We start from the raw sequence: 14,304 nt of genomic DNA, 5'->3' as shown, positions 1-14,304 counted from the left end.
CAACGTCATTCCGCGACGCGGACGACGACCTTGCCGAAGTTCTCGCCCTTCAGGAGCCCGATGAAGGCGTCGGGGGCCTTGTCCAGGCCGTCTACGATGTCCTCGCGCAGTTTCACCTTGCCCTCGGTCACCCATCCGCCCATGTCGCGGGAGAAGGCTGCGAATTCGTCGGCGTAGTGGTCGTGGATGATGAAGCCCTGGGCGCGCACGCGCTTCGACAGCAGCGCCGACAGTAAGGACGGCATGCGGTTCGGGCCGGGTGAAAGTTCGCGTTCGTTGTAATGGGCGATAAATCCGCATATCGGCATGCGAGCTCCGACATTGAGGAGCGGCAGAACGGCGTCGAGAACCTCGCCGCCGACATTCTCGAAATAGACATCGATACCGTCGGGGCATGCGGCCGTGAGCTTCACCGCGAATTGCGGGTCGCGACGGTCGATGCAGGCGTCGAAACCGAGTTCCTCGGACACATAGCGGCACTTGGTCCTACCGCCGGCAATGCCCACCACGCGCGCACCTTTGAGTTTGGCGATCTGACCGACCACGGCACCGACCGCGCCGCTGGCAGCAGCCACGACCACGGTTTCGCCCGGCTTGGGCTCACCGATCTTCAACAGGCCGTGCCAGGCCGTGAAGCCCGGCATGCCGAGCACGCTCAACGCGTAGGACGGACGCGCCATCTCGCCCAGCGGCGTCAGATCCCTGCCGTCGGATAATGTGTAGTCCTGCCAACCGGAATTGCCCAGCACGAGGTCGCCTTCGTGGAAATTGGAATTGCGGGAGGCGACCACGCGGCCCACGGTGCCGCCGACCATCACCTCGTCCAGTTCGAGCGGAGGAGCATAGGAAGGCGCTTCGCTCATTCGGCCACGCATATAGGGATCGAGGGAGAGATAGAGCGTGCGCAAGAGCACTTGCCCTTCCCCAGGCGCAGGCACCTGAGTTTCCTCGAGCCTGAAGTCCAGCGGCGTCGGTACCCCCTGAGGCCGGGCGCCGAGCACGATCCTGCGATTGATCGCCTGTTGCTGTGACACGTCTTTCTCCTCGAGCAGATGTGGAAATGACAAATTTGGCAGGTTCATGCCAAGGCCGCTACGGGCCGTGGCCGTACGCCAAGCATGATGATTCCGGTGGCCAGCAGGAGGACGAGTCCGGCCGAAGCGAAGACACCGCTCGCGCCGCTCAGGTCGAACATCACGCCGCCGGCGGCCGCGCCGATCGCGATGGCTAGCTGGATCGCCGCGACGATGAGACCGCCCGCGCTTTCCGCCTGGTCGGGAACAGTGCGGGTGAGCCAGGTGGACCAGGCCACCGGCACGGCGCCGAACGCCAGCCCCCAGAGCGACACCATCACCGCGTCCGCCATCGGGGCGTTGCCCAGGCTGACAAGGGCTACTCCGAGGACGCCCATCAGGAACGGCATGGAAAGCAGGGTCAGCCGCAGGCTGCGCTCGATCATCGGGCCGGCAAGGAGAGTGCCGAGGAAATTGGCGATGCCGAACCCCAGCAGGATGGCGGATACCGCGCCGATGCCTACTCCGGTGACGGTTTCGAGGAACGGCCGGATATAGGTGAAGAAGGCGAAGTGGCCGGTGAAGACCAGCATCACCGCGAGCATGCCAAGCCCGACACCTGGCCGCGCGAGCACGTCGGCGAGCGTCCGCAGCCGGGTGAGACCGCTCGGCGCCATCCTGGGAAGCGTGAAGACCTGCGCGACCAACGCGATCACGGCGAGGCCCGCGGCCAAGAGGAAGACGCTGCGCCACCCCGCGACGTCACCGAGATAGCTGCCGATGGGCGCCGCCAGGATCGTCGCGGCCGAGACGCCACTGAAGATCATCGACAACGCCCTGGGCACCAGCGCCTCCGGCACGAGCCGCATGGCGATCGCCGCCGACATCGACCAGAACCCGCCGAGCGCTACGCCGAGAAGCACACGCCCGACGAGCAACTGCAGCAGGCTGGGCGCGAAGGCGACAATGAGATTTGCCCCGACCAGCAGAACGGAGAAGGCCAGAAGCACACGCCGACGGTCGACATTCCGTGTCGCGGCGGAGATCAGGAGGCTGGTCAGGAGCGCGACGACGGCGGTCGCGGTGACGGCCTGCCCTGCCATTCCTTCGGTGATGCCGAGATCGATCGCCATCGGCGTCAGCAGGCTGGCCGGCAGGAATTCCGCCGTCACCAAGCCGAATACGCCAAGCGTCATGGCAAAGACGGCGCCCCAGGCGGGCTCCGCTTCCGCCCGATCCGTGCCGATCCATTGCAAGGTTTCGCTCATCCGTAGGCCCTTTCGCAAGACGAGATATTTTGCAGTGCAGCAGAAGTAGGGTGGACTTTTCGGACGTGCTATGTCATAGAATCCGGAATGCTTGATCGAAAATCCGAAAATCGCACCGGACAGGAGCGGCGCATTCCGGCCGATCTCGTGAGCGAGCTGCTCATGGGCATGCGGCTCGTCGGGCTCGATTACCGCCGCATCGAGATCACACCGCCTTTCGGGCTGCGCTTCGGCACCGTGGAAGGACGGGCACAGTTTCACTTCATCGCCCGTGGCCCCGTCTTCCTGCGCGGCGGTGGCGAGACCGTCCAGGCCATGAACACCGGCGATGCCGTGCTTCTGCCTCGTGGCGGCGAGCACGATCTCGTGTCCGCGCCGGATCTCATCGGCCGCGACATCGCAGCCTTCCAGTCCAGCCCTCTGTGCCGGAGCGTCAGCGCCATCAAGTCATGTTCGGGCGAGGGCTGCCCGTCGACGAATGCGCTCATCTTCAGCGGGTGCATGGAATTCGATCTCGGCGCCATGCATCCGCTCGTGGCGCTCATGCCTGAAGTGATGCTCGTCGGCACGCTTCTAGAACGCTATCCGGAGATCCTGCCGATGCTGGAGGCGATGGAACGCGAGGCCCGAGACGCTCGCGCAGGCTTTGCCGGTATCCTGGCCCGGCTCGCCGATGTCGTTTCGGCGTTCGTCGTCCGAGCCTGGGTGGAATGCGGCTGTGGAGACGCGAGCGGCTGGGTCGCGGCCCTTCGCGACCCCCGCCTGGGCCGCGTCATCGGCGCGCTCCATCGCGACCCCGGCAGAAACTGGACGGTGGCCGAGCTTGCGGCTGAAATGGGAAGTTCCCGCTCGGTCTTCGCCGAGCGTTTTCTCGACATGACCGGAATGACGCCGGTGCGTTATCTCACGGAACTCAGGATGCGGCTCGCGGCGCAGTGGATCGGACGCGACCGGATGCCGATCGAAGCGGCCGCCCACCGCCTCGGCTACGGTTCCCAGGCGGCCTTCAGCCGCGCCTTCAAGCGGGTGATCGGGCAGGCGCCCGGCTCGATGCGGCCCCAGTTATAAGCCCGCTGCCGTCCTCACCCCCCTCTGTTCTGCCGGGGGGCCCAGCGCGAACGCTCATCATCCCTGGATGACGTTGGCCAACATGGCACTCAAGGAAACGTCAGCGCCAACCCAGGGCCGGCGCGACGTGTTTCAGAATCGCCTCGATGACATGCGCGTTGTAGTCGACGCCGAGCTGGTTGGGGACGGTCAGGAGCAGCGTATCGGCCTCGGCGATTGCCTCGTCTTCCCTGAGTTGTTCGACAAGGACATCCGGCTCCGCGGCATAGGTGCGGCCAAAAACGGCACGGGTATCGGCCTCTATGTAGCCGAAGTGGTCATCGCTCTCATTACCGCCGAAAAAAGCGCGGTCGCGGTCGTCAACCAGCGCAAAGATGCTGCGGCTGACCGACACCCGAGGCTCGCGCTCGTGGCCGGCCAGTTTCCAGGCTTCACGAAAGGCCCGGATCTGTTCAGCCTGCTGGATATGGAAAGGCTTGCCGGTTTCGTCGAATTTGAGCGTGGAACTCTGCAGGTTCATCCCCAATCCGGCCGCCCATTCCGCTGTGGCGTTGGTGGCGGCGCCCCACCAGATCCGTTCACGCAACCCCTCCGAATGCGGCTCGATGCGCAATAGTCCGGGTGGGTTGGGGAACATCGGGCGAGGATTGGGCCGCGCAAATCCTTGGCCGCGTAACACGTCCAGAAATACCTCGGCATGTTGCCGAGCCATGTCGGCATCGCTCTGGCGGTCCTGCGGGACGTAGCCGAAGTACCGCCAGCCGTCGATCACCTGCTCGGGCGACCCGCGGCTAATGCCCAATTGCAGGCGCCCGCCGGCGATGAGATCGGCCGCGCCCGCATCTTCGGCCATGTAGAGCGGGTTCTCGTAGCGCATGTCGATGACCGCCGTGCCGATCTCGATGCGCCTGGTTCTCGCGCCGACGGCAGCCATCAGGGGAAATGGCGAGGCGAGCTGCCGCGCAAAGTGATGCACACGGAAATAGGCGCCGTCCGCGCCGAGTTCCTCCGCGGCGACTGCCAGGTCGATCGATTGGAGAAGCGCATCGGATGCCGACCGCGTCTGCGACTGGGGCGAGGGCGACCAATGCCCGAACGATAGGAAGCCGATCTTCTTCATGATGCGAAGGGATTTAGCACGCGCGGACCGTGGTTCCAAATGACACGACGTTGGAACGCCAACCAGTTCCCCGAGGAGGCGGCTTGGCGCCAGGAAGATCTTGTCATCAAGCACCCTCCTCGCGACGGCGAACCATCTCGGCGATCCAGACCGGCGCGTAAGGCGGCGTGCAGCCGGGTGAGGCCGGGTAGTCCATAAGGACAGCGAGCCGCTCGCCGATGCCGATTGCTCGCCTGCGGCATTCGGGATGGTGAATGCCGATCTCTGCGAGGCAATGATTCATGGCCCACTGCTTCTGGGCAGGTGCCTGCTTCATCTCCTCCTCGATCTGGTCGAGCAACGCATCGAGATCGAGGCCCTCAGCATTCCTGACGACCCTGTCGGTCGTCAGGCTCCAGCCGGCGCGGCCGACGAGATCGTCGCCGTCCTTCCAGCCCGGACGCAATTCCTCGGCGTGGCGACCGGGCTTCACCACGTTCACGATGAACCAGTCGAGGAGCTTGGGAGAGCCTATATCGCGGACCATCGCGTCGAGTTCGGCCGCCGAGAATGCCTTGGGCTTGCATACCAGGGTGGCAAGAAGGCGCGCCGCGGTGTCGCCCGTAGCCCAGAGCTGGAGCGCAAGTTCATGCTGCGTCTTCAGCCGCTTGGCGAGAGTGCGAAGCCGGGTGAGGTTAACGCCGTGATCGTCACCACGGCGTTCGTTGGCTTCCCGCATCTTCGGGTCTTCGAGTACGGCGAGCTCGCGCATGACGTCCTTGATTGTGCTCATCGCTCGCTCCGCATGTTCCGCTCGCTTCGAGAAAGGTGTGCGAGCCTCATCGAGAGCGCCCATCGTAGCGGATGAGGAGCGCGATACAAACGGGCCGGCCCGAACCTTCCGCGATCGCCTGGTCGCGTGATCATCGATCGAGCAGTGCTGCAATTTTCTGATCGATTGGGCACCCACTTGGTTCGAAACGCCCGTCTTCGGACGCTGGCATTTATTCATGACGCCCTTCGGCATGAGCAATTCGCCCGTGCGCTCCTTGGTAAAGTATACTATAATATATGTCTGAATTTTATTTGAACGTTGCTCGGCAAGCATCGATTCAACTCAAGAAGCCTGCACGCATTTCACCAGAGCTGAAGCACTCGAAAGTCGACTCTCTTCGTCTGCTTTGGGGACCCGCTCACAACGAGCGAACAGCAAGAGCCGGGCATCGCCGGCTGTTTCGAGCAAGAGGTGAGGACGCCATGGGCTACATGATCAAAGTCAACGGAGACACGCACAGCGTCGATGTCGACGGCGACACGCCACTCCTTTGGGTGCTGCGTGACGTGCTCGGCATGACGGGCACGAAGTTCGGATGCGGCATGGCGCTTTGCGGCGCCTGTACGGTGCACATCGACGGCATCGCCACCAGATCCTGCATCACCGCAATCGACGGCATCGGCGACTCCGAGGTCACAACCATTGAGGCGATCGGCAAGACTGCCGCCGGCGCCAGGATACAGACGGCATGGCTGGATCGGGAGGTCGTCCAGTGCGGCTATTGCCAGTCTGGACAGATCATGTCCGCCGCCGCGCTCCTCGCGAGCAATCCGCATCCGTCGGATGCGGATATCGACGATGCGATGTCCGGCAACATCTGCCGGTGCGGGACCTATCTTCGGATTCGCGAGGCGATCAAGCAGGCCGCGCAGTCGAATGGACAGGGAGGCTGATCATGAACCTCTATCGACAAACACCCAACTTCGCCGACTCGGCACGAGCAGAATCGGCCGGCACTTTCTCCCGTCGTCGGTTTCTCCAGGTCGGAGCAGCCGCAGGCGGAGGGCTGATGCTCAGCTTGAACATACCCTTCGCAAATGGTGGCGCGAAAGCGGCAGGCGCCGCCGGCTTCGCGCCGAACGCCTTCATCCGCATCGGCAGCGACGGAGAGGTCGTCCTCACCATGCCCTATGTCGAAATGGGGCAGGGCACCTATACCTCCATCCCCATGCTGCTTGCCGAGGAACTGGAAGTCGAGCTGAAGCAAGTTCGGCTGGAACACGCACCACCGGATGAGAAGCTCTACGGCAACCCTTTGCTTGGCGGAATCCAGGCGACCGGCAACTCGAACGCGATCCGTGGGGCGTGGCAGCCCCTGCGGGAAGCCGGGGCCACGGCCAGGACCATGCTGATAGCGGCGGCTGCAAAACAGTGGAACGTCGACCCGACGTCTTGCGCCGCCCGCACTGGCGAAGTGCATCACTTGCCGACAGGAAAGCACATCCCCTATGGCGAGCTGGCCGGTGACGCCGCCGGGATGCCGATCCCGCAAAACGTCGCGCTCAAGAAACCGGAGGACTTCAAGCTCATCGGCACCGCGGCAAAACGGCTAGACGCACCCGGCAAGGTCGACGGATCGGCCCTCTATGGCATCGATGTCCGGCTACCGGGGCTGACGATCGCAACCCTGGCGCAATCACCAGTCTTCGGCGGCCGGGTGAAAAGCGTCGACGATGCGGCGGCAAAGGCCATTAAGGGCGTGCGCCAGATCGTGCAGCTCGACGACGCCGTCGCCGTAGTGGCCGACCATATGGGGGCGGCAAAAAAGGGCCTTGCAGCGCTGACGATCGAATGGGACGAGGGCCCACATGCCGAGGTCACTACAGACACGATCGTGGAAGAGCTCGACAAGGCTACGCTCGCTCCGGGAGCGGTCGCGCAGAACATCGGTGATGTCGATCGTGCCATGGCGGATGCCGTCATCAAGATCGAGGCGACCTATCAGGTTCCGTTCCTCGCGCATGCCACAATGGAGCCGATGAACTGTACGGTCCACGCCCGTGCGGACAGCTGCGAAATCTGGGTCGGCACCCAGGCGATCGCGCGGGCCCAGGCGATGGCAGCCGAAGTCGCCGGCATGCCCTTGGAAAAGGTAGCGGTCCACAACCATTTGATCGGTGGCGGATTCGGACGGCGGCTTGAGGCAGATGGCGTCGTTCGCGCCGTCCAGATAGCGAGGCAAGTCGACGGGCCCGTCAAGGTCGTCTGGACGCGCGAGGAAGACATCCAGCACGACATGTACAGACCCGCTTTCCTCGACCGGATCTCCGGCGGTCTCGACGCGGAGGGAAAGCTGATCGCCTGGAACAACCGCTTTGCAGGCTCCTCCGTCATCGCGCGATGGGTACCGCCGGGTTTCAACAACGGTCTCGACCCCGACACGACAGAAGGCGCGATCGACCTGACCTATGATCTCCCGAACATGCATGTCGAATATGCGCGCGTGGAACCGCCGGGTATTCCGACAGCGTTTTGGCGCAGCGTCGGGCCGTCCCACAACGTCTTCGTGACTGAGAGCTTCATGGATGAGATGGCGGCTGCGGCGAAGCAGGATCCGGTATCCTTCAGGCTGGGTCTCCTCGACAAATCGCCGCGCGCCAAAGCCGTGCTTGAACTTGCGGCGGAAAAAGCCGGCTGGGGCCAGCCATTGCCGGAGAGAGCTGGCCGCGGCGTCTCCGTTCAATTCGTCTTCGCGTCCTACATGGCGCAGGTTGCCGAAGTCGAGGTTTCGAAAGCGGGAGAGGTCAAGGTCAAGCGCGTGGTCTGCGCTGTCGATTGCGGCACTGTCGTCAATCCCGATACCGTTCGCGCGCAGGTCCAGAGCGGGGTCGTCTTCGGCATCACCGCAGCGCTTTACGGGGCGGTCACCCTCAAGGACGGACGCGTCGAACAATCGAACTTCGACACCTATCAAATCCTGCGGATGAACGAGACCCCAGCCATCGAGGTCCATATTGTCCAAAGTTCCGATCCGCCCGGCGGCATAGGCGAAACAGGGACCTCGGCAATCGCCCCCGCCGTGACCAACGCGATCTTTGCGGCAACAGGCACGCGTCTGCGAAGGCTGCCCATCGACAGCACTGAGTTGAAGGTGTGAGCAGCGGCTCCGGGCGCGCCTTGCGCTGGCATGGCGCAAGTTGTGTGCGTCAAGTTCAGCAAAAGGCCTCGTTCTGACGTCGGCGTGGCGACCGCGAAAGCTCCGTCTTTAATTTAGCGGAGCGGCGAACGCGGAACGCTACGCGATCGATCAGTCCGTTGCCAGACCGCATGGAAAGTTGGGCCGCCTCATCGTCCAGGGCCGCGCGCGTTCGAACTGCCCGGCAAGCTGGAAAAGCAAGCCTTCTTCGCCGTAGCGCGCCGTGAAATGGCAGCCGATCGGCAGGCCGATCTGGCTTTCGCCGAGGGGCACGGACATGGCCGGCTGGCCAGTAATATTGGCGAGAAAGGCAAAGGGCGTGAAGGCGAGCAGCCTTTCCAGCCAGCGATCCACATCGGTGTCATTGACGTCGAAATAACCGGTCGGCCGAGGCGGCATCGCCAGTGTCGGGGTGAGCCAGACGTCATATTGCTGGTAGAAGCGCGCGATGGCGCGGCTCTCGCGGTGCAACACCTGAAGATGCCTGATGTAGTCCGCCGCCGGCATGGCGAGCCCACGCTCCGCGATGGCCCGGGTGAGCGGCTCCACCGACCCCTCCGGCGGGAGCCGCCCACCTGTCGCCCGCGCGATACTTGCCATGCAATTCGCGGCGAAAACGGCAGCGAAGCCCTCGCGCACGGCTTCGAAGTCGAAAGCCGGCGAAGCTTCACTCACCTCATGGCCCAGCGCAGAGCAGAGCCGGGCCGCATCCTCGGTCGCCGCGACAATCTCGGAATCGACCGGCGCGCCATGAAGGGACTTCGCGGAATAGGCGATACGCAACCTGCCGGGGTCGCGTCCAGCCTCCTCCTGGTAGGAGCGTTGTGGCGGCGAGGCGAAATAGGGGTCGCCTGGCAAGCGGCCTGCCGTGGCGTCGAGCAGGGCCGCGCTGTCGCGCACGCTCCATGTCACCGCATGCTGATTGGCGAGACCGGCCAACCCCTCCCCGCCCTCCGGCCCGGCGGTGATGCGAGCCCGCGTGGGCTTGAGGCCGAACAACCCGCAGCATGCCGCGGGAATACGGATGGAGCCGCCGCCGTCGCTGGCATGGCCCATGGGCAGCAAGCCTGCCGCCACCGCGGCGGCCGAACCGCCGCTCGACCCGCCCGGCGACAGGCTCAAATCCCAGGGATTGCGCGTCGCCCCGAAAAGCGCCGGCTCGGTCGCGGCCGAGAGCCCGAATTCAGACGAGTTCGTCTTGCCGATCACGACGAGCCCCGCCTGTCTGCAGCGGCGCACGATTTCGCTGTCCGCGACAGGCATGTTGTCGGCGAAGAGACGCGAAGCCGAAGTGGTCGGCGCGCCTTTCACCGAGACGACAAGTTCCTTGAAGACATAGGGAACGCCGGCGAAAGGCCCTTCCGGCAAGCCGGCCGCTACGGCCTCGCGGGCCTGTTCGTAAAGCGGCGTGACGATGGCGTTGAGGCGCGGATTGACCGCAGCGGCTCGATCGAGCACGGTTTCCAGAAGTTCGGCAGCCGAGACCTGTCGCGTGCGAACCAGTTCCGCCAGACCTAGCGCGTCATAGCCGGCATAGTCACCGATCATGCCGCATTCCCAAGCGGCCAACGCGCAACCGGCATCGGCTCGGTGGCTTCGAGATCGGGCACGGCGCCGCTGCCGAAGCCGGGCGTATCCAGGGATCCGATGCCAAGCCGACCGTCGGTGATGGCGAGCCGCACCCGCCCGCCCTGAAGCGCGTAGAGGTCGGCGTGAGCCTGCCGCCAGGCCATCGCCTCGGCCTCGGGCCGGCCGTCGAAGCCGTCGATGAAATGATGCGCGTTGCGCTCGACATGGGTGAGGCCGAGCATATTGACCAGCGCGAGGTCCTGCTGGAGCGCGACGCCGGGCTCGCAGGTCAGATCTTCCGCGGACAGGAAGTGACGGTCGGGCCCCTCCGCATTCCAGACGCGGCAGCGGACGAGATTGATGAGCGACTTGTAGAAGCCCTTGCACGCCTTGGAAGAGACACCGCGATAGCCGAGAGCGCGCGCCCGGGGGAAAGAGGAGAGCTCGCCGTCGGACTCGTCGATGATGACGGGCGTGAGCGCGGCCAGCGTCTCGACCGGCTGCGACAGGGCGACGGCGCGCTTGATGGGTTGCTCCAGATAGAGCATCGAGGCTCTCAGCCGCCGAAGGCCCTCGCTCTCGTCGATGCGCCGGAGAAGCGCCAGCGCGCTCTCGGCGCTCTCATATTGTTCGTTTCCGTCGAGAGTCAGGAAATAAGGTTCGGGCGAACGGTCGAGCACGGAGGCGATGCGTTCAAGCCTTTCCAGATCCGCCGCGTCGTCGCCGCCGACCTTGATCTTGAAATAGCGGTTGCCATAGGTCGCGATCACTTCTTCCAGCGTCTCGGGAAGTCCGTCTCCAATGCGCTCCGTCTGGTCGGCGCGCGTTATAGGGTCGAGAAGGCCGACCGTGTGGCGCACGTCGATTGTCGAAGCCGGGTTGAGGCTGCGCAGCAGGGCGCCGATGTCGACGCCTTCCAGTTCCGGTGCGACCGGATGACTGTCTATGCCGGCGAGATTGCTCCTTGTCGCCTGATAGAAGCTGGCCCCGTGGATGCGGCAGAGCGCGTCGAACACCGCGCGGTCGATAAGCGCGGGGCCATAGCTCGCGACCAGCGGATTGAGGTCGATTGCCGCACAGATGTGGAGATGGCTGCGGTAATTGTCGGCAAAAAGCCCGAAGGCGGTCGAGGGCTCGGCCGAAAGATAGGCTTCTCCCGCCAGCTCGATCGCCTTGCGGAGCTGATGGTGATTGTCGTCGTCGCTGAGCGCCGGGTTCTTGTCGAACCATTTGGCGCCGAGCGCCTCGGCGGCGTAGCCGAGCCCTTCCCGCCCATCGCCCAGGCGGATCCGCACAGCGATAACGGCCTGACGGCCGTGAGTCGCCGTCATCACGCCGAAGCGGAAAGGCATGCGCAATTTGTATGGACGCTCGCGTCTGGTGATCTCGACGACCGTGAGGCGCGGAGCAGTCAAGCCGGCACCATCCTGGACGCGTCGGCACCGATGGAATTCCGCCCGGTGAGCACGTCGTAGATCTCCAGCGAGTATTGGCCGAATTCGGCCGTCGCTCTCGTCTCGACACTGCGCGGGCGCGGCAGGTCGATGTCGAGGATACGCGCGACCCGGCCGGGGCGAGGCGACATGATCACCACGCGGTCGGCGAGGAAGACCGCTTCGGGGATGGAATGGGTGACGAAGAGGATGGTCTTCTTCTCGCCGCCGACCCCGCCGGCCTCACCCCATATGCGCAGCAGTTCGAGATTCATCTCGTCGCGCGTCATGGCGTCGAGCGCGCCGAAGGGTTCGTCCATCAGCAACAAGGGCGGGTCGAGGAGCAGCGCCCTGCACAGCGAGGCGCGCTGCTGCATGCCGCCCGAGAGTTCGCTGGGCAGCTTGTCGGCGAATTCGAAAAGGCCGGTCAGCCGCAGCAGTTCCAACGCTCGTTCGCGATAGTGCCTGGGGTTGAGGCCGGCCAGCTCGGCCGGCAGCATCACATTGTCGAGGATCGTGCGCCAGCGCAGCAGCACGGCCGCCTGGAATACCATGCCGACCTGCGGGATCGGCTTGGTGACCGGCACGCCATCGACCAGCACGGTGCCGCTGCTCACCGGGCGCAAGCCGGCGATCATACGCAGCAGCGTCGACTTTCCGCAGCCGCTCGGGCCGACAAGCGAGATGAACTCTCCCTGCCTGACCGACAGGGAGATATCGCGCAGCGCTTCGACCGGGCCGCTGCCCGTGTCGTAGATCATGCCGACGCGATCGAGGTCTATCGATGTCTTGGCCACGCTCATCAGCCCGCTTCTAGAGCATTTCCGCTCTTCTTCGACTCACGGAAATGCTCTTTCTCTTTTCTTGCGCAGTTCCGGACGGAAAACCGGTTCCCACTTTTCCTGGAACTGCTCCTTCTTGCGCAGTTCCGGACGGAAAACCGGTTCCCACTTTTCCTGGAACTGCTCCTTCTTGCGCAGTTCCGGACGGAAAACCGGTTCCCACTTTTCCTGGAACTGCTCCTTCTTGCGCAATTCCGGACGGAAAACCGGGTCCTCCTTCCCGAAATTGCTCCAGTCGCTCACTTCACGTCGAGCGGCATGTCGACCTTGGTCAGGAACTCGTTGGTGAAGACATCCGCGCAAGCCACCTTGGAGGGAAGCTCCATATAGGTGTTCACAAGTTCGACCGAGTCGCACATCTTAGCTTCTTCCATCCAGCCGATGCCGTGATCCTTGTAGCGCTGGGTCGCCATCAGGTCGAGGCCGAGCAGCATGTTCTCGCCGATAAGCGTCTCGTCGATCTCCGGCACGCGCTTCTTGAAGATGGCGAGCGCAGCCTGCGGATCCTTCATCACATCCTGCCAGCCTTTGTAGGCAGCTTCGAGGAAGGCTTTCAGCACTTCCGGGCGCTCCGTCATGGTCTTCTCGCTCGCCATGATCGACATGGAATACATGTCGAAGCCGTGCTGCGACCAGGGCAGAGCCACAACATTGCCCTTGCCCATGGGCTTTTCGAAGAGCGGTTGACCGGTCGTGTAGTCGGAGACGGCATCGGCACGCTTTTCGGCGAGGGCTGCGACCTTGGCGGTCGGCTCGATATTGATCCAGGTGACCTTGCTTTCATCGATGCCGTTGGCCTTGGCGAAAGCCGGCCACATCTGGCGCTGGCTGTCTCCGGGCGGGGCTGCGATGGTCTTGCCCTTGAGCTGCTTGGGCTCGGTGATCGGCGCGTCCTTGGGGGAGAAGACGTTCATCGGCGTCTTGTCGAAGATCATGCCGACTATCTTGACCGTGGTGCCACGAGCGCGTGAGCCGATAATGACGGCGGCGTCGGCCAGGCCCGCATCGGCACGACCGCTGTCGACTTTGGCGATGGAATCGCCCGACCCTTTCGAGTTCTCCAGGGTTACGTCCAGGCCCTTCTCGGCAAAGTAGCCTTTCTCCAGCGCGACCCAGTAGGCGGCATGATCGCCCACCGGAAACCAGTTGAGAGCGAAGGTGAATTTCTCTTGCGCGTTCGCCGCGCCGGGCAGCGCGAGAGCTGCGAGCAATGCCGCCGTCGAGATAAGCTTCCTGATCATTCCAAATCTCCCATTGTCGTCGTTTATTATCTTTCCTGACCTTCGGCCCACGGTGCCAGCACGCGCGACATGAGGGCGACAGCGCCGAAAAGGAGCAATCCGAGCACCGAGATCCAGACGAGCGCGGCAAAGGCGAGCGGCGTGTTCATGCTGCTCTGGCTGGTGATGATCACGTAGCCGAGGCCGCGCTGCGAGGCGACGAACTCGCCAACGATCGCGCCGACCACCGCCGAGGTGGCGGTCACCTTCAAGGCGCTCAGAATGTAGGGATAGGCGTTGGGGATGCGGATCTTGGCAAAGATCTTCCATTTCGGCGCGCTGAAGACGCGGCCGAGATCCAGCATGTCGTTGTCGATCTGGCTCAATCCCACTGCGGTGTTGATGACGACCGGGAAGAAGCCGATCAAGGCGCCGATCAGCATATTGGGCAGGATGCCGTAGCCTAGCCAGAGCAGGAAAAGCGGTGCCACCGCCACTTTCGGCAGCGTGTTCACGAAGACCAGGAACGGCATCAGCGCTCGGGCCATGGTGTTCGACCATGCGATCATCGTGCCGAGCAGCACGCCGGCCACCGTCGCAAGCAGGAAGGCGCCGAAGATCGCCACGGCCGTGACCCAGATGTGGCCGACCCAATCGATGCCGCCGCCGAACATCGAGGCGACAACCGAGCCGGGGCTCGGCAGCAGATATTCGCGCACGCCGAAGACCGAAACGGCGAGCTGCCAGAGCACGATAACGGCCACGAACATGAGCGTGGCCGGAATAAGTTCGAGGATCTTGCCGGAAAGCTTGTTCATGAC

At 63.9% G+C, this 14,304-nt stretch carries 13 protein-coding genes; 3 read left to right on the top strand and 10 right to left on the bottom strand.

Annotated elements, in window-relative coordinates; translation table 11 throughout:
• Positions 1–5: 5 nt before the first annotated feature.
• Positions 6–1,034, bottom strand: a complete 1,029-nt coding sequence (locus ACCO56_RS22360) for an NADP-dependent oxidoreductase (RefSeq protein ID WP_433643076.1) — start codon at positions 1,032–1,034, stop codon at positions 6–8.
• 44 nt (positions 1,035–1,078) lie between these two features.
• On the bottom strand, positions 1,079–2,281 hold the full coding sequence (locus ACCO56_RS22355) for an MFS transporter (protein WP_433643075.1): 1,203 nt from the start codon (positions 2,279–2,281) through the stop codon (positions 1,079–1,081).
• 87 nt (positions 2,282–2,368) lie between these two features.
• Between ACCO56_RS22355 and ACCO56_RS22350 the strand changes: the two genes are divergently transcribed.
• The gene (locus ACCO56_RS22350) at positions 2,369–3,349 is read left to right on the top strand and encodes an AraC family transcriptional regulator (RefSeq protein ID WP_433643074.1); all 981 of its coding nucleotides are present in this window, start codon (positions 2,369–2,371) and stop codon (positions 3,347–3,349) included.
• 100 nt (positions 3,350–3,449) lie between these two features.
• Here the strand turns inward: ACCO56_RS22350 and ACCO56_RS22345 are convergent, their stop codons facing one another.
• Positions 3,450–4,469, bottom strand: a complete 1,020-nt coding sequence (locus ACCO56_RS22345) for an LLM class flavin-dependent oxidoreductase (protein WP_433643073.1) — start codon at positions 4,467–4,469, stop codon at positions 3,450–3,452.
• Between the two features lie 106 nt (positions 4,470–4,575).
• Positions 4,576–5,241 carry a DNA alkylation repair protein gene (locus ACCO56_RS22340; protein WP_433643072.1) on the bottom strand — a complete coding sequence of 222 codons (666 nt, stop codon included), beginning with the start codon at positions 5,239–5,241 and terminating at the stop codon, positions 4,576–4,578.
• A gap of 464 nt (positions 5,242–5,705) precedes the next feature.
• On the opposite strand from ACCO56_RS22340, the gene ACCO56_RS22335 reads away from it, so the two are divergent.
• On the top strand, positions 5,706–6,176 hold the full coding sequence (locus tag ACCO56_RS22335; protein ID WP_433643071.1) for a (2Fe-2S)-binding protein: 471 nt from the start codon (positions 5,706–5,708) through the stop codon (positions 6,174–6,176).
• Between the two features lie 116 nt (positions 6,177–6,292).
• On the top strand, positions 6,293–8,380 hold the full coding sequence (locus ACCO56_RS22330; RefSeq protein ID WP_433643070.1) for a molybdopterin cofactor-binding domain-containing protein: 2,088 nt from the start codon (positions 6,293–6,295) through the stop codon (positions 8,378–8,380).
• Positions 8,381–8,530: 150 nt separating this feature from the next.
• Here the strand turns inward: ACCO56_RS22330 and ACCO56_RS22325 are convergent, their stop codons facing one another.
• The 6 genes from ACCO56_RS22325 to ACCO56_RS22300 are packed head-to-tail and all read right to left on the bottom strand — an operon-like array spanning position 8,531 to position 14,301.
• Positions 8,531–9,967 carry an amidase gene (locus ACCO56_RS22325; protein WP_433643069.1) on the bottom strand — a complete coding sequence of 479 codons (1,437 nt, stop codon included), beginning with the start codon at positions 9,965–9,967 and terminating at the stop codon, positions 8,531–8,533.
• Positions 9,964–11,403 carry a mandelate racemase gene (locus ACCO56_RS22320; protein WP_433643068.1) on the bottom strand — a complete coding sequence of 480 codons (1,440 nt, stop codon included), beginning with the start codon at positions 11,401–11,403 and terminating at the stop codon, positions 9,964–9,966. Before ACCO56_RS22320 ends, ACCO56_RS22325 begins: the two co-directional genes overlap by 4 nt.
• Positions 11,400–12,224: an ABC transporter ATP-binding protein gene (locus ACCO56_RS22315; RefSeq protein ID WP_433643067.1), complete on the bottom strand. Its 825-nt coding sequence runs from the start codon at positions 12,222–12,224 to the stop codon at positions 11,400–11,402. Before ACCO56_RS22315 ends, ACCO56_RS22320 begins: the two co-directional genes overlap by 4 nt.
• 36 nt (positions 12,225–12,260) lie before the next feature.
• Positions 12,261–12,506 carry a hypothetical protein gene (locus ACCO56_RS22310; protein WP_433643066.1) on the bottom strand — a complete coding sequence of 82 codons (246 nt, stop codon included), beginning with the start codon at positions 12,504–12,506 and terminating at the stop codon, positions 12,261–12,263.
• Complete coding sequence (locus tag ACCO56_RS22305; protein ID WP_433643065.1) at positions 12,503–13,504, bottom strand: ABC transporter substrate-binding protein; 1,002 nt, start codon at positions 13,502–13,504, stop codon at positions 12,503–12,505. Before ACCO56_RS22305 ends, ACCO56_RS22310 begins: the two co-directional genes overlap by 4 nt.
• 26 nt (positions 13,505–13,530) lie before the next feature.
• Complete coding sequence (locus tag ACCO56_RS22300) at positions 13,531–14,301, bottom strand: ABC transporter permease (protein WP_433643064.1); 771 nt, start codon at positions 14,299–14,301, stop codon at positions 13,531–13,533.
• Between the last annotated feature and the right edge of the window lie 3 nt (positions 14,302–14,304).

Origin of the sequence: Mesorhizobium sp. 1B3 (genome assembly GCF_050958605.1) — a bacterium.
GTDB lineage: Bacteria > Pseudomonadota > Alphaproteobacteria > Rhizobiales > Rhizobiaceae.
This window is presented reverse-complemented; position numbering and strand designations above follow the sequence as displayed.